The sequence below is a fragment of the Vibrio sp. NH-7 genome (assembly GCF_053643215.1).
In genome coordinates this window covers 2,111,684-2,133,602 of the sequence record NZ_CM132187.1, presented here as the reverse complement: position 1 = coordinate 2,133,602, position 21,919 = coordinate 2,111,684, and the positions used below count along the sequence as shown (strand labels likewise).

Annotated in this window: 19 protein-coding genes and 2 tRNA genes; 8 read left to right on the top strand and 13 right to left on the bottom strand. The window is 45.4% G+C overall.

Annotation, left to right across the window (positions count from 1 at the left end):
* Positions 1–91: 91 nt before the first annotated feature.
* A complete protein-coding gene (locus ACUALS_RS09740) occupies positions 92–2,059 on the top strand; it encodes a DNA topoisomerase III (RefSeq protein WP_454448276.1) in 1,968 nt (655 codons plus the stop codon).
* Here the strand turns inward: ACUALS_RS09740 and ACUALS_RS09735 are convergent.
* The 3 genes from ACUALS_RS09735 to ACUALS_RS09725 form a co-directional block, all read right to left on the bottom strand.
* Positions 2,056–2,835, bottom strand: a complete 780-nt coding sequence (locus ACUALS_RS09735) for a helix-turn-helix transcriptional regulator (protein WP_454448275.1) — start codon at positions 2,833–2,835, stop codon at positions 2,056–2,058. The genes ACUALS_RS09740 and ACUALS_RS09735 overlap by 4 nt on opposite strands.
* Positions 2,836–2,849: 14 nt before the next feature.
* The gene (locus ACUALS_RS09730; protein WP_454448274.1) at positions 2,850–3,383 is read right to left on the bottom strand and encodes a YbhB/YbcL family Raf kinase inhibitor-like protein; all 534 of its coding nucleotides are present in this window, start codon (positions 3,381–3,383) and stop codon (positions 2,850–2,852) included.
* Positions 3,384–3,515: 132 nt separating this feature from the next.
* Entirely contained in the window at positions 3,516–4,196 is a 681-nt protein-coding gene (locus tag ACUALS_RS09725) for an SDR family oxidoreductase (RefSeq protein WP_454448273.1), read from the bottom strand.
* 285 nt (positions 4,197–4,481) lie between these two features.
* Here ACUALS_RS09725 and ACUALS_RS09720 point away from each other — a divergent pair, with 285 nt between their 5' ends.
* Entirely contained in the window at positions 4,482–5,405 is a 924-nt protein-coding gene (locus ACUALS_RS09720) for a histone deacetylase family protein (RefSeq protein WP_454448272.1), read from the top strand.
* A gap of 45 nt (positions 5,406–5,450) precedes the next feature.
* Here ACUALS_RS09720 and ACUALS_RS09715 read toward each other — a convergent pair.
* The 4 genes from ACUALS_RS09715 to ACUALS_RS09700 all read right to left on the bottom strand — a co-directional run bounded on the left by ACUALS_RS09715 (position 5,451) and on the right by ACUALS_RS09700 (position 7,898).
* A tRNA-Ser gene (locus ACUALS_RS09715) sits at positions 5,451–5,541 on the bottom strand.
* Between the two features lie 171 nt (positions 5,542–5,712).
* A tRNA-Pro gene (locus tag ACUALS_RS09710) sits at positions 5,713–5,789 on the bottom strand.
* A gap of 52 nt (positions 5,790–5,841) precedes the next feature.
* The gene (locus tag ACUALS_RS09705; protein WP_038133927.1) at positions 5,842–7,650 is read right to left on the bottom strand and encodes a DUF3413 domain-containing protein; all 1,809 of its coding nucleotides are present in this window, start codon (positions 7,648–7,650) and stop codon (positions 5,842–5,844) included.
* Between the two features lie 23 nt (positions 7,651–7,673).
* On the bottom strand, positions 7,674–7,898 hold the full coding sequence (locus tag ACUALS_RS09700) for a YejL family protein (protein WP_005473334.1): 225 nt from the start codon (positions 7,896–7,898) through the stop codon (positions 7,674–7,676).
* Between the two features lie 84 nt (positions 7,899–7,982).
* Here ACUALS_RS09700 and yejK point away from each other — a divergent pair, with 84 nt between their 5' ends.
* Entirely contained in the window at positions 7,983–8,984 is a 1,002-nt protein-coding gene (gene yejK / locus ACUALS_RS09695; RefSeq protein WP_038133930.1) for a nucleoid-associated protein YejK, read from the top strand.
* A gap of 106 nt (positions 8,985–9,090) precedes the next feature.
* Positions 9,091–10,293, top strand: a complete 1,203-nt coding sequence (locus ACUALS_RS09690; protein WP_454448271.1) for an Hpt domain-containing protein — start codon at positions 9,091–9,093, stop codon at positions 10,291–10,293.
* Between the two features lie 62 nt (positions 10,294–10,355).
* On the opposite strand, the gene nhaC is transcribed toward ACUALS_RS09690, so the two are convergent.
* Positions 10,356–11,786 (bottom strand): Na+/H+ antiporter NhaC, encoded by a 1,431-nt coding sequence (nhaC, locus tag ACUALS_RS09685; RefSeq protein WP_038133934.1) that lies wholly within the window; start codon positions 11,784–11,786, stop codon positions 10,356–10,358.
* A gap of 447 nt (positions 11,787–12,233) precedes the next feature.
* Here nhaC and asd point away from each other — a divergent pair, with 447 nt between their 5' ends.
* Positions 12,234–13,349, top strand: coding sequence for an aspartate-semialdehyde dehydrogenase (gene asd, locus ACUALS_RS09680; RefSeq protein WP_038133936.1), 1,116 nt, complete (start codon positions 12,234–12,236; stop codon positions 13,347–13,349).
* A 117-nt stretch (positions 13,350–13,466) separates the two neighbouring features.
* Here the strand turns inward: asd and ACUALS_RS09675 are convergent, their stop codons facing one another.
* Positions 13,467–14,306, bottom strand: a complete 840-nt coding sequence (locus tag ACUALS_RS09675; protein WP_454448270.1) for an ion transporter — start codon at positions 14,304–14,306, stop codon at positions 13,467–13,469.
* 68 nt (positions 14,307–14,374) lie between these two features.
* Entirely contained in the window at positions 14,375–15,013 is a 639-nt protein-coding gene (locus ACUALS_RS09670) for a YchE family NAAT transporter (protein WP_005473357.1), read from the bottom strand.
* Between the two features lie 630 nt (positions 15,014–15,643).
* Between ACUALS_RS09670 and adhE the strand changes: the two genes are divergently transcribed.
* Positions 15,644–18,343 (top strand): bifunctional acetaldehyde-CoA/alcohol dehydrogenase, encoded by a 2,700-nt coding sequence (gene adhE / locus ACUALS_RS09665; RefSeq protein WP_454448269.1) that lies wholly within the window; start codon positions 15,644–15,646, stop codon positions 18,341–18,343.
* A gap of 343 nt (positions 18,344–18,686) precedes the next feature.
* Here the strand turns inward: adhE and minE are convergent, their stop codons facing one another.
* The 3 genes from minE to minC are packed head-to-tail and all read right to left on the bottom strand — an operon-like array spanning position 18,687 to position 20,451.
* Positions 18,687–18,950, bottom strand: coding sequence for a cell division topological specificity factor MinE (gene minE, locus ACUALS_RS09660; protein ID WP_454448268.1), 264 nt, complete (start codon positions 18,948–18,950; stop codon positions 18,687–18,689).
* 6 nt (positions 18,951–18,956) lie between these two features.
* Positions 18,957–19,769 (bottom strand): septum site-determining protein MinD, encoded by an 813-nt coding sequence (gene minD / locus ACUALS_RS09655; RefSeq protein WP_454448267.1) that lies wholly within the window; start codon positions 19,767–19,769, stop codon positions 18,957–18,959.
* 19 nt (positions 19,770–19,788) lie between these two features.
* Positions 19,789–20,451 carry a septum site-determining protein MinC gene (minC, locus tag ACUALS_RS09650; protein ID WP_005473340.1) on the bottom strand — a complete coding sequence of 221 codons (663 nt, stop codon included), beginning with the start codon at positions 20,449–20,451 and terminating at the stop codon, positions 19,789–19,791.
* A 162-nt stretch (positions 20,452–20,613) separates the two neighbouring features.
* Between minC and ACUALS_RS09645 the strand changes: the two genes are divergently transcribed.
* Together ACUALS_RS09645 and ACUALS_RS09640 are read left to right on the top strand one after the other, a co-directional pair.
* On the top strand, positions 20,614–20,904 hold the full coding sequence (locus tag ACUALS_RS09645; RefSeq protein ID WP_005473359.1) for a YcgL domain-containing protein: 291 nt from the start codon (positions 20,614–20,616) through the stop codon (positions 20,902–20,904).
* A 37-nt stretch (positions 20,905–20,941) separates the two neighbouring features.
* Positions 20,942–21,913, top strand: coding sequence for a lytic murein transglycosylase (locus tag ACUALS_RS09640; RefSeq protein ID WP_005473442.1), 972 nt, complete (start codon positions 20,942–20,944; stop codon positions 21,911–21,913).
* The last annotated feature ends 6 nt before the right edge of the window (positions 21,914–21,919 follow it).

The window sequence follows — 21,919 nt, the reverse complement described above, 5'->3', positions numbered from 1 at the left end:
CATAATACTGTTTAAATTTACAGTTTTTCTTGATTTATAAGGGCCGCATTATCAAAATGTGGCCCTTATTGTATCTATTCGATGTGTTTTTATGTCTCGTCTCTTTATTGCTGAAAAGCCAAGTCTTGGCCGAGCGATTGCCGCAGCGTTACCTGGCCCTAAAAAAAACGATCAAGGTTTTATTCGCTGTGGGAACGGGGATGTTGTGACATGGTGCATTGGCCACTTGCTCGAACAAGTAGAGCCTGATGCCTACGATGAACGCTACAAAAAATGGAATCTAGCCGACTTACCCATTGTCCCAGAACAGTGGCAGTTGCGACCAAGAAAGTCTGCGAGTAAACAGCTTACGGTTGTGCGTAAGTTACTAAAAGAGTCCAATCAGATTATTCACGCCGGAGACCCTGATAGGGAAGGGCAGTTGCTGGTGGATGAAGTCTTAGAGTATTGCAAAGTCAGTAAGACCAAAAAAGAGTCGACCCAGCGCTTGTTGATTAGCGATTTAAACTTACCTGCGGTTAAACGAGCGCTCGGTCAGATGCGCAGTAATCGTGACTTTATTCCTTTGTCTGTTTCTGCGTTGGCGCGTTCTCGCGCGGATTGGCTGTATGGCATGAACATGTCTCGTGCTTATACCCTGCTTGGCCAAAAGGCTGGCTATCAAGGTGTGTTGTCGGTTGGGCGAGTGCAAACGCCAGTGTTGGGCTTAGTTGTACGCCGAGACGAAGAGATCGAAAATTTTGTTCCTCGCGATTATTTCACCTTACATGCGCTTATTCCTTATCAAGGAGAGGGCAGTGCATTTGATATTCGTGCGCGTTGGAAGCCAAGTGAAGCGTGTCAGCCTTGGCAGGATGAAGAGGGTAGAGTTCTTAACCGTAAGTTGGTAGAGAATGTTGCTCAGCGCATCGCGAATCAGCCTGCAAAGGTGGTGGAATCAGAACAGAAGCAAACCAAGCAGTCGGCACCATTACCCTATTCACTTTCAGCGCTACAAATTGATGCCGCCAAGCGTTTTGGGATGAGCGCACAACAAGTTCTAGATACATGTCAGTCTTTGTATGAAAAACATAAGTTGATTACTTACCCTCGTTCGGACTGTCGTTATTTGCCTATGGAACACTATGGGCAAGCAAGTAGCGTTTGTTATGCGATTAGTAACAATGCTAAAGAGTTGGGGAGTGCGGTTTCCGGCGCTAACCTCAGTATCAAGTCAAAAGCGTGGAACGACAAAAAAGTCGATGCTCACCACGCCATCATCCCTACACCTAAAAAAGCGTCAGTGAACGCCCTCTCTGGCAATGAAATGAAAATCTATCAGCAGATTGCCCGCCAATATTTAATGCAGTTTTATCCGGCGGCGGTCTATGCAGAAGCAAAACTGGTGTTCGATATTGCAGGTGGTACATTCATCGCCAAAGGTCGACAATTTGTTTCGGCAGGTTGGAAAGCGTTGATGGGTAAGCAAGATGAGGAGGATTCTGGTGTCGATGCTGTTCCCCCGTTAGCCGAAGGAACGATACTTACGTGCCGTGAAGGGGAAATCAAAGACCGCAAAACCGAGCCGCCTAAGCATTTTACAGAAGCTACGCTGCTTCAGGCTATGACGGGGATTGCGCGTTTTGTCGAAGACAAAGAACTTAAGAAAATCCTTAAAGAAACCGATGGTCTTGGCACAGAAGCGACACGCGCGGGCATCTTAGATACCTTGTTTAAGCGCCAGCTCTTGACTCGCCAAGGTAAATCCATTTTGAGTAGCCCCGCAGGACGAGGTTTAGTGCATGCGCTGCCGTCTGAGTCGACGTATCCAGACATGACGGCACATTGGGAACATCAACTGCAAGGCATGGCTGAGCGAAATCAAGCCTATGGTCCTTTTATGCAGGCACTGCAAACCCGTATCGATGGTTTGATGTCTCAAGTTAAATCGGGGGAGATTCCACAATCACTGCGTCATCTACCTAAGGTTGAGCGGCCTGCGTTCAAGCGTAAACGCCGAACCAGTGGCAAAGGAAAAACAGCGGGAAGAAAAGGATCGTCGAGCGCTAAAGCATCCTAACCTGTGACGGTTTTCATGTATTCTTTTGGTGTAATTCCAAATTTGTTCTTAAAGCGTTGGCTAAAGCGCTCTTCGGATTGATAGCCACACATTTGCGCTAAGTTGAGTGTGCTCCACGGTGTGGATTGCATCAGGTGAAGAGCATGGTTGAGTCTTACTTCTGCTAGCAGCTCTCGATACTGTAAGCCTTCTTGTTTTAGCTTACGAATCAGCGTGGCTCTGCTCATCGCAAACTTATCCGCCACCTCTTCTAGTGGATGACTTTCGCCAGGTGAAAGGGCGAGATAGCGACTCAACTTATGACTTAGCGATGCTTCTTGCGAAGGAAAGAGCAGTTGTAGTGCCCCTTTTTCTGCTAACTGCTGGTACAACGGCATAAGCCATAAGATCTGTGTTTCACTGCTCATGGTGCTTAGGTCGAAAGAGGTTAGAGCATCTAAGCTAGCAAGCAAAGCCTTATTATGCTTTAAGAGTGGAGAATCCGAGGAACCTTGATGTTCATAACTCAGTTGCATCATCGATTCTGTTGGCAGGTGATGGAAGCTAAATACCCGCGATAAAAACGGCCCTTTCTCAGGCATATTTTCGAAACTGAGAGAGCTCGATGCTGGGCAAAGTAAAAAACGCTGATGGGTGAGCGCGACGGCATCTTCTTTCCAATACAGTCTTTTGCTCCCTGACAGCACTTGAATCAAAGTAGGGGAATGCATGGTGACATTTCTAAGCTTTTGCAATTGCTTGGCTCGAAATGTGGTTACTTGGTAGTGATAGTTCATTCCCCAACCCTAGTTTAGCGAGTGTAAGTTGCTGTCAGCGTTGCTTTATCAAGAGCAAGGCTGTTTAGTGTAAAACCAATCACCGCTGGTGGCGTGTTTTCATCTAACCCTAGCTTAGCTTTAGGAAGTGCCCAAACGGTAAATTGATAGCGGTGCATGCCATCTTTTTCTGGAGGGCAAGCGCCCCCAAAGCCCACCGAAGCGTAGTCAATTCGATGTTCCTGACCACCAAGTTTTTTGATGTTTGCTCCCCTTGGAAGCTCAGACAGGCTAACAGGGATATCGGTTGCAATCCAATGCCAGAAGCCACTTCCAGTTGGGGCATCAGGGTCATAGGCGGTAATCGCAAAGCTCTGTGTACCTTGAGGAACATTATCCCATTGCAACTGTGGTGAAATATTGCCTCCATCACAGCCCCAGCCAGAATATTCAAAGGTATTGGCCATAGGGTGACCTTCTTGGATATCTTTGCTGCTAATGTCGAAAGCTTGCGCTGCGGTTGAGGTCATGACTGCGAGAGTGAGTAGACTAAGTATCGTTGTTTTCATGGGGTTGCTCCTACGCTTAAGTTCGAGGTCAGTGTAGCGAGCTTGCAATTCTCAAGTCTGACAATAAGTATCAATATAAACCAATAATGTGTCTACGGCGATACTTATTGTGAGGATAATGGCTGAGGGTTGCTACCAAGGGAGCGGATTTCCGTCATAGTTAATGAATTGCCCAGATTGAGAAGGGTTCGACGTATCTATAACGCTGTATAAGCCACGAGCAGACGTTTCGGTATCGATGAGGGCATTAGGTCCACCCATTTCGGTTTGCACCCAGCCAGGATGAAGAGCCAAGACAGTAAAACCTTGCTTTGCGAGATCATTGCTCAGGCTCTTTACAACAGAATTTAACGCGGCTTTTGATGAACGGTAAATATAGCCACCGCCAGACGTGTTTTCCGTCATGCTCCCTACTTTTGACGACAAACATGCGATCTTTTTAAGCGTCCCTTTTTCAAGGTTTGGGTAGAATGCCTCGACAAGTTTGAGTGGGGCGATCGTGTTGATCTCGAATACCTTACGCCACTCTTCTACATTTGTATTGCCAAACCCATACCCTTTTGGACCGTAATAGCCTGCGTTATTCACCAGCACATCGATAGCTGATAACTGCTCCGCTAATGCTTTGACTGACGCGTAGTCGGTGACGTCCAGCTGGTGACATGTGAGGTTTTTATGGCTATTTGAGAGTAATTGCTGTGAGCTGTCGGCGCTGCGATAGGTAGTATGTACCGACCAACCTTGCTCTAAGTAAAGTTTAACAAGACTAAAACCTATGCCTCTATTTCCGCCGGTGATGAGAATGGTATTCATCGTGATATCGCCCCTCAATTCAATACTGACTCCGTAGGCTATCAAAAATCCGGTTAGCTTTCCCTAGCTAAGAGACGAGCTGGAAAACAAATAGACCCGCCGCGACAAACATAGCAAGAAATAGAATCAACGCTGAAGCGGTTCCGGAAATAATGCCCAAATAAAAATAGAGAGTTCTATACACGATAGTAAACTGATTAAATGATAATTATTACCATTCAATCAGTTTTTCAACCTAGGTTCAAGCTGATACCATAAAACAACATCAACACTTTACTCGCTGCTATGATACCGCTGATTTATCACTCAATTTACTCGCAACTGCCGCTTCCAGAAGGGCACCGTTATCCGATTCAAAAGTACCAACTGCTTTATGAAGCCATCACTCAGCAACGAGAGTGCGACCCTAGATGGAAGCAAGCATTTCAATTTGTTGAGCCGTCACCGCTGTCGGCAGAGTGTGTCAAGCAAGTACATTGTCATGATTATATTGATGCACTTTTTAGTGGTGCTTTACCCGCGCCTAAAATGCGGCGAATTGGCTTTCCTTGGAGTGACACTCTGGTGAGTCGTACTCTTACCTCAGCGGGTGGAACCAGTGAAACCGTAGAGCAGAGTGCTAAGCACGGGGTCGCGATTCATCTCAGTGGTGGTTATCACCATGCCCACAAAGATTTCGGTAGTGGTTTTTGTTTGATCAATGACTTGGTACTTGCGGCGAAACGAGCGCTTACCTTAGAGGGGATTGAAAAAGTCATTGTTATCGATAGCGATGTGCATCATGGCGATGGGACTGCAACCTTATGTGAACAAGAAGAAAACATCATCACGCTTTCTTTCCATTGCGATAAAAATTTTCCCGCACGCAAACCTGACTCAGATCTTGATGTTGCTTTAAGTAGAAATACGGGCGATGAGGAGTTTTTGAGTACATTTCGCTCCATCGTTGAGATGGCTATCTCGATTCATCAGCCAGACCTTATTTTGTACGACGCTGGCGTCGATATTCATCACGAGGACGAGTTGGGCTACTTTGATGTTTCTACTGAGGCAATCTATGAAAGAGATAAGTTTATGTTCTCTTTAGCAAAGGATAATGGGTTGCCGATTGCGTGCGTAGTCGGTGGTGGGTATCGAACCAATCACGGTGATTTGGTTCCAGTTCACATGCAGTTGATACACGCTGCTTACGATGTCTATGCTTGCTAACAACGAAAAAAGCCGCTAATTTCTTAGCGGCTTTTTTACGGAATGTGGCGGAGAGATAGGGATTTGAACCCTAGATACGCTATTAACGTATGCCGGTTTTCAAGACCGGTGCTTTCAACCACTCAGCCATCTCTCCGTTGTTGAAGCGAATAATATAGAGGTTTAGAAAAGTTGTAAACCCTTAATTTTACTGTTTGCTTTAATTATGACCGCTTGAACACAATAAAGTATTTAACAGGCCGTTTTTTATACTTTATCAGCGACTTAAAACAAAAAAGAGAGCCGAAGCTCTCTTTTTAAGGTGTATTGGTCGGACTGACTGGATTTGAACCAGCGACCCCCGACACCCCATGACGGTGCGCTACCAAGCTGCGCTACAGTCCGATTCCGATAATGTAATAGGTTGCTATGCTTTAGTCAATCCTAACACCATGATTTAGTTACTTTTAACGTAGAAGCGCTGTAGCTCAGTTAAGCCTTGCATAAGCACAGGAAGCGTTGGATTTTCATCCTTAAGTCGCTTGTAGCTGCTATCGTAAAGTTTATAGTTGCCAAACTTATCTATCACCGTGGTGTTTTTAGTCGTGATTAATGCCAACTCGCGCGAATCTCCGGCTAAAATCCACTTTCTTGAACGTTCATCAAATAAGTTACGGCCACTACTGAAGTCATTCGGGTTAGAGGAAACACCAAGCAGATCTTGCAATAAGGTGACGGAAAGATCGAGGTGACTCGTTCTATGCTGATACTGAGTGGCTACCTTACCTGGCCAGTGAATGACCATAGGTACCACCAATTGATATTGGCTGTAGTTAGAGTTAGCACCCCAACTATTTGTGTTGGTCTCGTTAAACTCAGTACCGTGATTTGAGGTCAAGACAATGACGGTAGAGTCTGAAAGTTCAAGCTTTTCGATATAAGCGAACAACTCAGCTAGCTCGTCATCTGCGGTTTGAACGGACTTCTGATAACCAGCTTTGATCTTTTCACTGCTGGTTTGTTTTTCATCACCGCTGTCGTAGGCGCTAAAGTTGTCTAGCGTTGTTAATTCAATGAAGCTAAACCAAGGTGAATCACCTTGCTCTTGCACCCAGTTAGCCCACGCGTCAATGGCTTGCTTATCCTGAGAAAGTTCACCATTAAAAGGCACTCCGGTAAAAGGCATACCTCGGAATATGGATTCGCCGTAAATCGGATCGTCGAAGTTGTCGCCACTGAACAAGCCAAAAGCGTACTCTTTGTCTAGCAAGGTATCGACGATGATCGGTTTAGTCCCTTGTGTTTTGATGCTTGGAGCATAAGCACTTGGTAATCCGTAAAACAGGCCAAACACACCAAATGAATCATTACTTGAACTGTAGTGATTTGAGAAATTGAGATTGTTGCTAGCAAACTCGTTTGCTGTTGGCATCCAATCGGCGTTTAATGCGTCGCCACGAAGGTTGTTGACGCTAATGACTAGAACATTAAGTGGGTTAGCGCGACGACTAAATTCGAGCGCTTCAAGCGGGTAGCTAACGAGCTCTGTGTTTTGTTCTTTATTTTGCTGCAGGCGCTCCAAGTACTCTTCTCGGTCCAGTAAGCCGTGACGCTCCATAAACGATTTTGCCGTCATCGGGTAGGAGAGCGGGAAGTTCGCACGTTGCGCAGTAATCGGATTGTAAAAGTAAGCATCGGCCCACACGTAAATCAAGTGACTTGAAATAAAGCTGACAAAGAAGAGAGCAGCCAATGGACGCCCAACATGCTTGTGAGAGAGCTTGCGTTGTTTTCTCCATACCCACTCAGATAAGCCAAGTTGGAGCATAAAGATAAGTGGCATTACGATAAATAGATGCTGTAAGTCCGCACTGACACGAGACTTATCATCATTGAACAAGACTTCCCAAACCACGGGGGTTAAGTGGAGGTTGATCGTTTGATAGGCCTGAGTATCAATCAGTAACAGCGTAAGCCCAAGTGTGGCAAAGCAGACGGCAATCAGTCTAAACAGCTTTCTTGAGGGAACAAGAAATGTCAGCGGGAACAATACTAAAAGGTAGAGAGCGAAGACGAGAAAGCCAAAGTGGCCGACCCAAGACATCGCCAAATAAAACTGGCCGAGCAAAGTTTCTGGCCAAGGTGATTGAGTGATATAACGGGTGCCGATCAACATTGCTGCGATAATGTTGAAGAAGGCAAACCAGTGCCCCCAACCTACCAAACGTGATACACGTTCGCCGTATGTGTTTCCGCTATCTACCATGTATGTGTTCTATTTATTTGCGATTAGTGTGATTTTTCTTCAATCGAAGAAATAAGTGCTTGTGCAAATTTTTCAGCAATTACTTTGCGTTGTGAAGGTGCAACATCTTGATTTAAGACATTGGTAGCGATATTGCCTGCAATCATCAGAGAAAGCTCTGGTGATGCCGCATGTTTTTCAAGCACAATCGCGATCTCTGTAAGGATCTTCTCAACGGTCTCGTCGCTGTATTTAGATGTAATCGGCATAAGTGTTCTAATGTTGATAATAAAGCGGCTTATGATAACCTACAATGCCACGCAACTGAAACCTATGCAGCGATAAATTTCATCATGAGCCTTCAACTATCCAACGTTATCCTTCATCAACTGCAAAAAAACGATTCAGACGAACTTATCGTTAATTTTAGAACCGATTCCCTTGCCAATGATGCTTCTACTGAAAACCTGATTGCTGAACTGCACCGAGTGTTTCACTCCAAGGCGGGCAAAGGCTTTGGCTCGTTTAAATCAGACAGCGAATTTCAACAGTGGTTGCAGCAAATGCGCAAAGGAGAGCTTGGCTTTTATGACTTTTCGCAAAGCAGCGCGACTCGTTTAAAAGAAGAATTGTCAAAGTATCCGTTTGCGGATGAAGGTATCTTGGTGATTGCCGAGTATCAATCGTTGGCAACAGATTACCTTTTTGTAGCCATCATTCCATCTAACCAAAGTTTGAAAGTGACAGAAGGTTTGGACATCAGCGCAACGGACTATTTAGACCTGAGCAAAATGGACATCGCTGCGCGCATCGACTTGACCAGTTATGAGACAGACAAAGAGTCTAATCGCTACCTCGCCTATATTAAAGGCCGAGTAGGACGTAAAGTGGCGGATTTCTTCCTAGATTTCTTGCAGGCTGAAGTCGGACTGGATACTAAGCAGCAAAACCAAGTATTGATGCAAGCTGTCGAAGACTTTTGCGCGGACTCAAAACTCGAAAAAGACGAAGTGATCAGCTACAAAAAACAAGTGGCAGACTACTGTAACGAACAAATTAAATCTGGCGATGAAGTGCAGGTACGAGAGTTATCGGGAGAGCTGCCTTCTTCTCAAGACGGTACTAGCTTTTTAGATTACACCCAAGAGCAGGGATACGAACTGGAAGAGAGTTTTCCGGGGGATCGTACGACAGTGCGCAAACTGACTAAGTATGTGGGCGCGGGTGGAGGACTCAATGTCAGCTTTGACAGTCTTTTACTTGGCGAACGTATTTTTTACGATCCAGAAACGGACACCCTAACCATTAAAGGAACGCCGCCTAATCTTCGCGATCAATTGACGCGTAACCGCTAAGCCTCAGAATATAGGACTAGGCGCAATTAATTAGTGCTTAGTCCTACCTTTCCTCCCGATAACGTATATTCTTGTATTCATAGCAATTTGTTCAAATAGGTATTGCATGGAACGCAAGTGGTTGAAGTTAGGCCTAGTACTTTCGTTACTTTGGCTTCTCGCTTTGGTCGGGATAGGAAGTAGCTACCGCACTGTAGAGTCAAGTCGGCTGCAAGTGGAAGAGCTCGGTTATGGCATTGATAGCCTGAGAAGCTCGTTCATTTACGACGCGCCGTATCGAACTAAAATGGTCGAGCGCCAAGCGTTGGATTTACAGCTCATTTATGCCCTTCGGCTTCAGATTGACGCCTTCTATCAAAAAAGTTGGCTGATGCCCGATCTCAATCAACTTCTATTTTCAACCGATCGTTTTATCGAGCAGGCGCAGGCTTACCTCGACAATGAATTAGCAGTCCAAAAGCTAGCCAATACCATTCGCCAAACTCGAACCCAAAACACCAATTCTGAGGCGCTCTCAAACAAGTACTTCCAATTAAGTGCCAATGTGTTTGAAGCTATGTACCTCTCAGAAAAAGCCAACGCTGAAATATTCCGCCATGTGGATAAGATATATCAAGAGTCCACGACGCTTGAGCCTCCGCAGCGTCAGCAACTACAGAAGGTATTGGTTGATGTTTCGCAAGTACTCAGTAGCTACGCTCAAGGCTCCTATTTAGTTGACAAGCTGATTTCTCATGATGTGTCTAATCACATCTCGGCGCTTGAGATTGACTACCGTACGCTATTACGTCACCACCTTATTGCTGCGGTAGGGTTAACACTACTTACCATGACGGGTTTCTTAGTCTTACTCTTTTTAGCTCAGAGCAGCCCTATTTCCATGTCAAACATCGAGATTGAAGAGAGTGATCCTCCGGTTGCCAAACCCGTTGTCTCAGTAACCAGCTCGCCCAAAGTGGTTGAGGCAGAACCGCAAATAAACTTCGATGTCATGCTCAGTTCGTTAAGTGGTGATGTTGAATCGGTGTGTATGTTATTAGAAGTGTTTGTCGCCGATCATGCGGATGATGTGAATGAAATCACCCGTTTGCTTACCGATTCCCCTGAAGATGCGCAAAGAAAAGCACACAGTTTGAAAGGGGTCGGTGGGAACTTGGGGGCGCATAAACTGAGAGAAGCCGCCGCTAAAGTGGAGGCGGCAATCCAACAAGACATCTCACAGCTTTCTGGTTTGCTGGATGAGCTAAATGAGTGTTTGACCATCGCGATTCAGGAAGCGAAAGCATTCTTAAAAGAAAAGCAAAGCTAGTTGTTTGCTTTCAATAAGAAGAGCGCCTTTGTGGCGCTCTTCTTTGTTTGTAGGTAATGAAATTAAGCCGTTTGATTTTGGTATTGGGCTTCTTCTTCAGTCGCAGGTGCAGTTGGCTCGCACTTATCTACAAACCATCCCATGTAAGAGGTTATGATGGTGACGATGATACAAACGAAACTCAGCCACATAAAAGGTGCGTATGAGAGCGTAGCAACGCCCAAGATACTTGCCATGTAAATGCCGTTGTCACTCCAAGGCACCATACCCGAAGTCAATGTCCCACCAAATTCCGCGTTACGAGACAGGTTTTTGCGCTTGTAGCCTAAGCGGTCGTAGTTTTTCGCACAGATTTTTGGCGTCAGAATCAATGATACATACATTGCTGAACCAAAGACGTTACCCATAAACGCGGTACCAATGGTGCTGGTTGCGAGAGAGCCAGCACTTTGAACACGACGCTCAAACAGTTTCGCTATCGTTTCTAGCACACCGACTTTATCCAGTAGTCCACCGAAACCTAAACCGAAGACGATCACAGCAACAGACCCAAGCATGGACGACATACCACCACGATTTAAGATCGAGTCAATGAAAGTGACACCAGATTCGATTTCAAATGGCGCCCACGCGGTATTGAATGCTTGTAAGAAGTCCACGTCTTGAATCATTACTGCCCAGATAATGCCGAGTAGAGAACCGAAGCTGATTACAGGGAAAGATGGCATACGCATCGCAAGTAATCCAAGTACGATAATGACCGGTACAAACGAGTAAGGTGTGATGTAGAACTGTTGTTCCATCGCTTGGATAACAGACTGAACTTGAGACATGTCGACGTTGCCCGCGTAATGGAAGCCAAATGCGGTAAACATGATACCCGTGATGATGTAGCTGATAAGCGCAACAGGCAGCATGCCTTTGATGTGCTCCATTACCTCAACATTCGACATTGAAGACGCAAGAATCACCGAGTCTGACAGTGGCGACATTTTATCACCGAAGTAGCATCCTGATAGTACCGCACCTGCTGTGATGGGTGCTGGCACGCCAAGCCCTTGGCCGATGCCCATCATCGCAATGCCGGCGGTGCCCGCTGCACCCCAAGAAGTACCAGTGGCGAGGGCCGTCAATGAACAAATGATCATAGTCGCAAGAAGGAAAATAGAAGGATGAATTGCTTTTAGACCATAGTAAATGATGGTTGGAACAATGCCGCCGGAAATCCAAGTACCCACTAATGCACCAACTGCAAGAAGAATAAGTACCGCGCCAAGTCCGTTAGAAATACCGTTTAGTGCCGCTTTTTCAAGCTCTTTATATTGGTGGCCTAAACGAATACCCAGCACCATGATGATGAACCAGCCAATATAGAGTGCAAGTTGAATGGGTAGATCTAATTGGGCAGTAAATGAAAACGCCATCAATAGAAACAGTCCGAGGGAGACAATAACCTGCATCAAGCTTGGCAGACGGGGGGTAAGTTGCGTCATACAGAGCCTCTTATAAGTGTTATGAGTCAGTACAAATAGCAACTTATTTACTATTTGCTATGTGAGTGTGAACGCCTTTTAGGTGTGGGTGCACTTTACATTAGTCAGAATAATATTTCGATATAATGTGCATCTATTGTGATTCTGGTCTGCTTAGTGTGTTTTTTGTGGTTAATAATATGGTTAAACGTTAATTCTAATGGTTTGCAATGTTTGTGTTTGTAAATTTTGTGTAGCACGTGGTTTTTGTTTTTGTGGTGATTGATGAGTATTTTGGTTGGGAAAATAACAAGTGGATACAAAGTCAGCAAAATAGGTGGTTTAGCTTAGGTTGAGTCAACAAGAGCTAAAAGTTACAGATTTGATGCAATTTTCACTTGAGATTTTGCTGCGAAAATTGAATATTGGGGTGTTCCCTTTTTAAATTGATTACACGGAGAGTTGAGAATGAGAGTAGGTTTAGTTGGTTGGCGTGGCATGGTGGGTTCGGTACTGATGCAACGCATGGTTGAAGAGAAAGATTTTGATCTTATCGAACCGGTATTTTACAGCACTTCTCAAGTAGGTATCCCTGCTCCCAACTTAGGCAAAGACGCAGGGCTTCTTCAAGACGCATTCGATATTGAAAGCCTAAAGCAGTTAGATGCAGTGATCACGTGTCAAGGTGGTAGCTACACCGAGAAAGTCTACCCAGCACTTCGTCAAGCAGGTTGGAAAGGCTACTGGATTGACGCGGCATCGACTTTACGTATGGCGCAAGACTCTATTATCACTCTAGACCCAGTAAACTTGACGCAGATCCAGCAAGGCATTCATGGTGGCACCAATACGTTTGTCGGTGGTAACTGTACGGTGAGCTTGATGCTAATGGGTCTTGGTGGCTTGTTCGAGAAAGGCCTCGTTGAGTGGACTAGCGCAATGACGTATCAAGCAGCCTCTGGCGCAGGTGCGCAAAACATGCGTGAGCTGATTTCTCAAATGGGTGTGATCAACGATTCAGTGAGCTCTGAATTGGCAAATCCTTCGAGCTCTATTCTTGATATCGACAAGAAAGTCGCTGACACCATGCGCAGCTCTTCATTCCCTACGGACAAATTTGGCGTGCCGTTAGCCGGTTCTTTGATCCCTTGGATCGATGTGAAGCGTGACAATGGCCAAAGTAAAGAAGAGTGGAAAGCGGGCGTTGAAGCGAACAAGATCTTAGGATTCCAAGATGCGCCAGTGCCTATCGACGGTACCTGTGTCCGCATCGGTGCAATGCGTTGTCACTCTCAAGCTTTGACGATCAAGCTGAAGCAAAATGTGCCAATGGACGAGATCGAAGAGATGATCGCCACGCACAATGATTGGGTTAAAGTGATTCCAAACGATCGTGATATTACCGCGCAAGAGCTAACACCAGCGAAGGTGACGGGCACACTCTCTATCCCAGTGGGTCGTCTACGTAAGATGGCGATGGGTGATGACTTCCTAAACGCATTCACCGTAGGTGACCAATTGCTATGGGGTGCAGCGGAGCCACTTCGTCGTACACTTCGTATCATTCTGGCTGAAAAAGCGTAACGAAAGCTGGGCAGCAGTTCTTCGAAAAGCAGTTTTAGGTGTGGTTCAGACATGATAAGTACCTAGATGAATAACTGAAAAGGGTTGGCGTAGAAGCCAACCCTTTTTCGTTTCTCGCTATTGTTCAGCTACAACCCGCTTGTCAGGATCGGCGAGCTCGCTGCCACAGTGCTTACAATACAATGCGTCTGCTTCATGGCCGCTTTGGGAACAGTTTGGACATTTAACTAACGACTTGTGTGAATTCATCTCTTGATTTAACTCTGCAGTAATAATGCCTGTCGGGACAGCAAGTATTGAGTAGCCAAGCAGCATTGTTACAGAAGCGATCGCCTTGCCGAGCGCGGTTTGCGGGATTAAATCTCCGTAGCCAACGGTAGTGATCGTCACAATCGCCCAGTAGATGCTTTGAGGAATACTCGTAAAACCATTTTTAGGTCCTTCAATGACGTAAATCAGTGCGCCAAAAATAGTCACGAGAATTGCAACAGTACTGAAGAAGATGAAGATCTTACGCCTAGCCATAAGTAGTGAGCGAAGCAAGAGATTGGAGTCTTGCAGATAGCGAACGAGTTTGAGTACACGGAAAATCCGCATGATTCTCAGCGCACGAATCACGCCCATGAAAGCGGCCGAAGGGAAGAAAAATGCCAAATAGGTGGGCAATATCGCCAATAGGTCAACAACGCCATAAAAGCTCTTGGCGTAAGCGCTGGGCTTGGGCGAGCAGTAGAGTCTCAGAATATACTCAATCGTGAATAGTGCGGTAAACGTGTACTCAAGATACTTGAGTTGTGCGCCCCATACCGAGCGAATTGAAGGGATCGATTCCAGTAACAATACGATCAGTGAAGAGACAATCGCGACAATTAAAGCTAAGTCAAACGCTCGACCTGCTTTTGTGTGCGAGCCAAAAATAATGATGTATAGGTGATGTCTGAGTGAGTTACGCGGCATGATAGAGCGACCAAAAATTCCATCTCTCCATCATACCGAGTTTATTTAAGTCAGGCTAATTTTAGCGCTTACGCCAACCCAGGGAATAGGTTGCGCAGACCATTTGCGATGAACTCAATGCCCAGTGCGCCCAGAATCAAACCCATGATACGAGTGATCACGTTGATCCCAGTTTGGCCAAGGAATCGAACGATCAAGGGAGCGGAACGAAACAGCAACCAAGTCGAGAGCGCAAATAAAACGATAGTAACGATGATACCCGCGGTATCAAACATGCTCGGGTAGCGAGAACCATAAACAATGGTTGAGCTAATCGCACCTGGACCTGCCATCAACGGCATCGCTAAGGGCACGACACCAATCTGCTCTCGGCTAACGTACTCTGACTTTTCTTGTTTGTTTTGCTTATCCTCACCCAACTTACCGCTCATCATAGAGAAAGCGATGCTCAAAAGCAGCAAACCGCCCGCAACGCGGAATGAATCGAGCGAGATACTGAACATATCCAAAAGCATTTGGCCGGCAAGTAAGGAAACAACAAGTATGATGGCGACCGCGACATTGGCCGTCACTGCCGTTTTATGCTTTTCTTCTTGAGTCATATGGCCAGTCAGGGACACGAACACCGGCATGATACCGACGGGGTTCACGGCAGCGACTAAGCCGAGAAAAAACTGCAGAAAAATAGCGATTTCGAAGGTTTGCATTAAAGGATGTCCACAGCAAAGTTAACAACAAGATTAGTACACGCGGAATATAGTCTAAAATCTGTTCGTCAACGAATGAAAAAAACTAACCTGTAAATCATTCCATTACTGAGAAAATCTAATTATTGAATAAATCGTAAATACTAATGACATACTTTGTTACGTAGAATCTGTGTCGACATCATGTTGTTTGACACAAACGTTAACATCTGCACATTTTCGATAAAAAATAAGTCGGTATGTAGAGAGAAATGCAGCTTTAGATATACTCTCAGTAGCACAAGGTTTGTGGACCACATGAAAGTTTGTGGCCAAAAAATGAAACTTTTTTACAAGATATTGTTGTTTTTCCATTTGATGCAACTGAATGCTGATATTTTGAACAATTATCTTTTGTGATCTAAATCTTTATATTTCATGTGTTTACGTGGTTTTTTGGGATTTGGGTACCACTAAGTAGGTAAATAGTTTTTCAGAACTGATCTGGGTCAATTTTTTTCATAACCTGAAATAATATACTCAGCCCTGAAAGCAATTTACTAAGAAGCCTGCTTGTTTAGATAACAAAATCAGTTGAACAGTACTCTTACTAAAAAGTTTTTAATATTTGTTAATTTTAGGAGAATCCCTATGCCTGTAACTAATCTGGCTGAACTAGATGCAATGATTGCTCGCGTTAAGAAAGCGCAAGAAGAGTTCGCTACTTACTCTCAAGAGCAAGTAGACAAGATCTTCCGCGCTGCGTCTCTTGCAGCTAACCAAGCTCGTATCCCGCTAGCTCAACAAGCGGTTGAAGAATCTGGTATGGGTATTGTTGAAGATAAAGTAATCAAGAACCACTTCGCTTCTGAGTTTATCTACAACAAATACAAAGACGAACAGACTTGTGGCATCCTAGAAGAGGATGACAACCTAGGTACAATGACTATCGCTGAGCCTGTAGGCATCATCTGCGGTATCGTACCAACAACTAACCCAACTTCTACTGCAATCTTCAAATCTCTAATCTCTTTGAAGACTCGTAACGGTATCATCTTCTCGCCACACCCACGTGCGAAGAACTCTACTAACGATGCAGCTAAACTAGTTCTAGATGCAGCAGTAGCAGCAGGTGCTCCAAAAGACATCATCGGTTGGATCGACCAACCATCTGTAGAGCTTTCTAACGCTCTTATGAAGCACGACGACATCGCTCTTATCCTTGCAACTGGTGGTCCAGGCATGGTTAAAGCAGCTTACTCTTCTGGTAAGCCAGCAATCGGTGTAGGTGCAGGTAACGTTCCTGTTGTTATCGACGAAACAGCTGACGTTAAACGTGCTGTTGCTTCTATCCTAATGTCTAAGACTTTCGATAACGGCGTAGTATGTGCTTCTGAGCAGGCTGCAATTGTAGTTGACGAAGTATACGACGAAGTAAAAGAGCGTTTCGCTTCTCACAAAGCCGTTGTTCTTTCTAAAGCAGACGCAGACAAAGTACGTAAAGTGCTTCTAATCGACGGTGCGCTAAACGCGAAAATCGTTGGTCAACCAGCGCCAGCAATCGCTGAACTAGCGGGCGTTAAAGTTCCTGCTGATACAAAAGTACTTGTAGGTGAAGGTCTAGGCAAAGTTTCTTACGATGACGCATTTGCTCACGAGAAACTATCTCCAACTCTAGGTCTATTCCGCGCTGACAACTTCGAAGACGCAGTTGCTCAAGCAGTAACTATGGTTGAGATCGGTGGTATCGGTCACACGTCTGGTCTATACACTAACCAAGACGTTAACGCAGACCGCATTCGTTACTTCGGTGACAAGATGAAGACTGCTCGTATCCTAATCAACATCCCGACGACTCACGGTGGTATCGGTGACCTGTACAACTTCAACGTTGCACCTTCTCTAACTCTAGGTTGTGGTTCATGGGGTGGTAACTCTATCTCTGAGAACGTAGGTCCTAAGCACCTAATCAACAAGAAAACTGTAGCGAAGCGAGCTGAAAACATGTTGTGGCACAAACTACCTAAGTCTATCTACTTCCGTCGTGGTAGCCTTCCAATCGCAATGAGCGACCTAGAAGGTAAGAAACGCGCGTTCCTAGTAACTGACCGTTTCCTATTCAACAACGGTTACGCTGACGATGTAGTACAGCTTCTTAAAGCTCAAGGCATCGAAGTTCAAACTTTCTTCGACGTAGAAGCGGATCCAACGCTATCTGTTGTTAAGAAAGGTGCAGAAGCAATGCAAAGCTTCCAACCAGACGTAATCATCGCTCTAGGTGGTGGTTCTCCGATGGATGCAGCGAAAATCATGTGGGTAATGTACGAGCACCCAGAAACAGCATTCGAAGAACTAGCAATGCGCTTTATGGACATCCGTAAACGTATCTACAAGTTCCCTAAAATGGGTAAGAAAGCTGAGCTTGTATGTATCACTACAACTTCAGGTACTGGTTCAGAAGTTACACCATTCGCGGTTGTTACTGACGACGAGACAGGTGCTAAGTACCCACTAGCTGACTACGAAATCACGCCAAACATGGCTATCGTTGATGCTAACCTAGTAATGAACATGCCTAAGTCTCTAACAGCATTTGGTGGTTACGATGCAGTAACTCACGCTCTAGAAGCTTACGTATCTGTTCTTGCTAACGAATACTCTGATGGTCAAGCTCTACAAGCACTTAAGATGCTAAAAGAGTACCTACCTTCAAGCTACGCGAACGGTGCTGGTGACCCAATCGCTCGTGAGAAAGTACACAACGCGGCAACTATCGCTGGTATCGCGTTTGCGAACGCATTCCTAGGTGTTTGTCACTCTATGGCGCACAAGATTGGTGCTGAGTTCCACCTACCACACGGTCTGGCGAACGCACTACTAATCTCTAACGTTGTACGTTACAACGCGAACGACAACCCAACTAAGCAGACTGCGTTCTCTCAATACGACCGTCCACAAGCACGTCGTCGTTACGCTGAAGTTGCTGACCACCTAGGCCTAAGCCAAGAAGGTGACCGCACTGCTCAGAAGATTGAACGTCTACTAGCATGGCTAGACGAGCTAAAAGTTAACCTAGACATCCCAATGTCTATCCAAGCGGCTGGCGTGTCTGAAGCTGACTTCGTAGCGAAACTAGACGAACTAGCTGTTGAAGCGTTCGATGACCAGTGTACAGGTGCTAACCCACGTTACCCTCTAATCACTGAGCTGAAAGAAGTTCTACTAGCTTCTTACTACGGTAAAGCATTCGTTGAAGGTGAAACTTTCGAAGGTACTACGGTAATCAAGAAGAAAGCAGACCAAGAAGCAGCGAAAGCGCCTAAAGCTAAGAAAGCAAAAGCTGACGCATAAGTAAGACGTTAGTTATGAGATAAGTTTTCGCTAGCACGACACTTATCTATCGGGAAAAGATAAAGCCCCAGTCGAATGACCGGGGCTTTTTTTGTGCCATGTGATTTTGGTGCTGTTGTCGATAAAGTGGCTAAGAACTTAGAATAGCTAGCGGCAATAGGAAGTGGATGGTGATTGAACCATGGTCTGTGGCTAGGGATCTGTCTTTAAGTCGCTTGCGCGTGCAAAACTAGCGAGTGCAGGGTTTGGTCAGTATGGGTACCTGAGGGAAGGGGAAGAAACAGGTAGAAAAAAACCGACGTTTTCTCGTCGGTTTTTGTGGTTATTTGCTTATAAAGAAGAGTTATTTTTCGTCTTCAGGAAGCTTAACATTCAGCTCAAGGACTGAAATGTCATCATCTTTATGTTCAAAAGAAAGGTCGACCATGGAAGGGTCTACGGCAACGTACTTGCCGATCACTTTCAGAATGTCTTCTTTTAGTTGTGGTAAGTAAGATGGCGCTGGGTCACCTTGACTGCGACGCTCTGCAACAATAATTTGCAGACGTTCTTTGGCTAAGTTCGCAGAGTTTTTTTTCTGCGGGCGGAAAAATTCAAGTAATGACATGCCGATTTAGCCTCCAAATAGTCGTTTAAAGATTCCTTTCTTCTGTTCGGTCAGGAAGCGGAAATCCACTTGCTGGCCAAGCAGGCGCTCGACTGTGTCGTCGTAAGCCATGCCCGCATCAGATTGCTCATCAAAAATGACAGGTACACCTTTGTTCGATGCATTTAAAACCGCTTGGCTCTCTGGGATAACTCCTAGCAAACCAATGTGCAGAATCTCTTCAACATCTTCAACACTGAGCATCTCACCTTGTGTCACGCGCGCAGGGTTGTAGCGTGTCAGCAATAAGTGTTGTTTCACCGGCTCAAGGCCTTCTTCAGCACGGCGTGACTTGGAGTCCAAAATACCTAAAATGCGGTCTGAGTCGCGAACAGAAGAGACTTCAGGGTTTGTTGTTACGATCGCCTCATCTGCAAAGTATAGCGCCATGAGAGCGCCTTGCTCGATACCTGCAGGAGAATCACAGATCACAAAATCAAAGCCCATTTCGTCAAGCTCATTAAGAACGCGACGCACGCCTTCTTTAGTTAGAGCGTCTTTGTCACGCGTTTGCGAAGCTGGAAGAATAAATAGGTTCTCAGAACGTTTATCTTTGATCATCGCTTGATTGAGCGTTGCTTCACCGTTGATGACGTTAACAAAGTCGTAGACGACGCGACGTTCGCAACCCATGATTAAGTCGAGGTTACGCAGGCCGATATCAAAATCGATTACGGCGGTTTTCTTTCCTTTCATCGCTAAGCCAGAAGCGATAGCAGCGCTTGATGTGGTCTTACCTACACCACCTTTACCTGACGTTACAACAATAATGCGTGCCATTATCTGTTCCTTATAAATCTTAAATCGTTAACAACTCGAATCGAAGCGAGTCATCATCCAAACTAAACATGATTTTTTGTTGCCAATATTCATCAGCAAATTGTTCTGTCAACCAATAATGACCTGCGATAGACATAAGTTCAGCGTTGAGCTTATTGCAGATGATGACCGCTTCTTTGTTGCCATTCGCTCCTGCGATTGCGCGTCCACGGAGTGTTCCGTGAATGTGAATGGAACCATCTGCAATGACCTCAGCACCTTCGCTGACATGATTAAGCACCACGAGATCACTATCTTTTGCGTAAATTTGTTGACCAGATCGCACCGGCGAGCGGACAATTTTGGTTGGCGCCATTTTAGCGGGCGCTTGGCTCGGCGACTTACTCGCAGACATAATGGCAAAAGACGCCTCACTGGCGAGATTTTGCGTTCGCTTGTCTTTACAGCCAGCAACACCAACCGGAATCATACCAGCTGCGGAAATTCCGTGCTTCAGTGCATGAAAGTCAATATCGCCTTCCACCTTAGCAATGTTGATTACCACAGGGGCATTGGCAAAAAAAGTCGGTGCCTGCTCGACTTTCTCATTGAGGAATTTGACCGTTTTTTCCACATCGTTGTCACTAAGGTGTAAAACGGACAATGTGAAGCTACTGCCTTTTAGGTCTGGTGAATGTGACATCTTTTACTTACAACCTCGTAAGGGCGTTGCCTGAGACTAGGGTTGTCATGTTATATTCCCACAATAAGCTCAGCAAGTTATCTTGCGCTCAATTGAGTGTTTTGCTCTCAAAAATAGCGAAACGCTGACGTTCATTGAATAGAAACGGACAAAAGGCTCCCCATGCTTTGTGCAATTTACAAAAGTTCTAAAAAAGAAGGCGCTTACCTCTACATTCCTAAAAAGGACGATTTTTCACAAGTTCCTGACACATTGATGCAGATGTTTGGCAAACCTATTATGGTTATGGTGATCAAACTTGACGGGCGCCAACTGGCATCAGTCGATATTGATAAAGTGAAACAGTCACTTGAAGAAGAAGGTTTTTTCCTTCAGCTTCCGCCACCGCCGAAAAATTTGCTTGATGAATACAAAGAGCAGAAAAAAGCGCGTCAACAGTCCGAAGAAAAATAACGAAACGGACGCCAAAACCTTGCTCAAGGAGGGCAATGTGAAGAAATTATTGTCAGTCGTATTAGGTGCCACTATTGCCAGCTCTGTTTGGGCAAACGAGCAGAGTTTTGAGCAATACGTTGATGGATTAAAACAAGAAGCCAGAGAACACGGCATTTCTGAACAGGTGATCTCTGCAGCTTTTTCAGATGTAACTTATAAGCCTCGCGCCGTAAAAGCGGATCGCAACCAGCCAGAGAAAAAGCTCACGCTGGATGAGTACATTCCGCGGGCAGTGCCAGATTGGAAAGTTAAGCAAGCCAAAGAGCTCTACGAAAAGCATTACGAGACTCTTTCCCGTATTGGTGATGAATATGGCGTTCAGCCACGATTTATCGTCGCATTGTGGGGAGTAGAGAGCAATTTTGGCCGCTTCACTGGCAATTACAGTGTAATAGATGCGTTATCCACCATGGCTTATGACGGCCGCCGTGAAGCGTTCTTCCGTAAAGAAGCAATGGCGGCACTGCAGATCCTTGAAGAAGGCCATATCCCAGTTGAAGATTTTAAAGGCTCATGGGCTGGGGCGATGGGGCAGTGTCAGTTTATGCCAAGCTCCTTCTTAGCGTTCGCCGCTGATGGTAACGGTGATGGTAAGAAAGACATTTGGCAGACCGAAGCGGATGTGTTTGCATCTGCCGCGAATTATCTGAGCGAATCTGGCTGGGGCGATAAATATACTTGGGGACGTCAGGTCAAATTACCCCAAGGTTTTGATACCAGTATCCAAGGTCGCAGTGAAGAGAAAGGGAAATATCTTCAGGAGTGGAGCAAGCTAGGCGTGACTCGTTACGATGGCCGTCCATTACCAAAACTGGATGACGATATTAAGGCTTGGTTGATCGCCCCGGATGACGCAAACGGCCGAGTCTACCTTGTTTATAATAACTACAATGTGCTGATGAAGTGGAATCGCTCTTACTATTTCGCCCTAGCGGTTAGCCATTTGGCCGATAGAATTGTACTTTAATTATCG

What these genes read in the sequence shown, in the direction of transcription:
- ACUALS_RS09740 (WP_454448276.1), top strand. Translation starts at nt 92, where the DNA reads ATGTCTCGTCTCTTTATTGCTGAAAAGCCAAGTCTTGGCCGAGCGATT.
- ACUALS_RS09735 (WP_454448275.1), bottom strand. Translation starts at nt 2,835, where the DNA reads ATGAACTATCACTACCAAGTAACCACATTTCGAGCCAAGCAATTGCAA.
- ACUALS_RS09730 (WP_454448274.1), bottom strand. Translation starts at nt 3,383, where the DNA reads ATGAAAACAACGATACTTAGTCTACTCACTCTCGCAGTCATGACCTCA.
- ACUALS_RS09725 (WP_454448273.1), bottom strand. Translation starts at nt 4,196, where the DNA reads ATGAATACCATTCTCATCACCGGCGGAAATAGAGGCATAGGTTTTAGT.
- ACUALS_RS09720 (WP_454448272.1), top strand. Translation starts at nt 4,482, where the DNA reads ATGATACCGCTGATTTATCACTCAATTTACTCGCAACTGCCGCTTCCA.
- ACUALS_RS09705 (WP_038133927.1), bottom strand. Translation starts at nt 7,650, where the DNA reads ATGGTAGATAGCGGAAACACATACGGCGAACGTGTATCACGTTTGGTA.
- ACUALS_RS09700 (WP_005473334.1), bottom strand. Translation starts at nt 7,898, where the DNA reads ATGCCGATTACATCTAAATACAGCGACGAGACCGTTGAGAAGATCCTT.
- yejK (WP_038133930.1), top strand. Translation starts at nt 7,983, where the DNA reads ATGAGCCTTCAACTATCCAACGTTATCCTTCATCAACTGCAAAAAAAC.
- ACUALS_RS09690 (WP_454448271.1), top strand. Translation starts at nt 9,091, where the DNA reads ATGGAACGCAAGTGGTTGAAGTTAGGCCTAGTACTTTCGTTACTTTGG.
- nhaC (WP_038133934.1), bottom strand. Translation starts at nt 11,786, where the DNA reads ATGACGCAACTTACCCCCCGTCTGCCAAGCTTGATGCAGGTTATTGTC.
- asd (WP_038133936.1), top strand. Translation starts at nt 12,234, where the DNA reads ATGAGAGTAGGTTTAGTTGGTTGGCGTGGCATGGTGGGTTCGGTACTG.
- ACUALS_RS09675 (WP_454448270.1), bottom strand. Translation starts at nt 14,306, where the DNA reads ATGCCGCGTAACTCACTCAGACATCACCTATACATCATTATTTTTGGC.
- ACUALS_RS09670 (WP_005473357.1), bottom strand. Translation starts at nt 15,013, where the DNA reads ATGCAAACCTTCGAAATCGCTATTTTTCTGCAGTTTTTTCTCGGCTTA.
- adhE (WP_454448269.1), top strand. Translation starts at nt 15,644, where the DNA reads ATGCCTGTAACTAATCTGGCTGAACTAGATGCAATGATTGCTCGCGTT.
- minE (WP_454448268.1), bottom strand. Translation starts at nt 18,950, where the DNA reads ATGTCATTACTTGAATTTTTCCGCCCGCAGAAAAAAAACTCTGCGAAC.
- minD (WP_454448267.1), bottom strand. Translation starts at nt 19,769, where the DNA reads ATGGCACGCATTATTGTTGTAACGTCAGGTAAAGGTGGTGTAGGTAAG.
- minC (WP_005473340.1), bottom strand. Translation starts at nt 20,451, where the DNA reads ATGTCACATTCACCAGACCTAAAAGGCAGTAGCTTCACATTGTCCGTT.
- ACUALS_RS09645 (WP_005473359.1), top strand. Translation starts at nt 20,614, where the DNA reads ATGCTTTGTGCAATTTACAAAAGTTCTAAAAAAGAAGGCGCTTACCTC.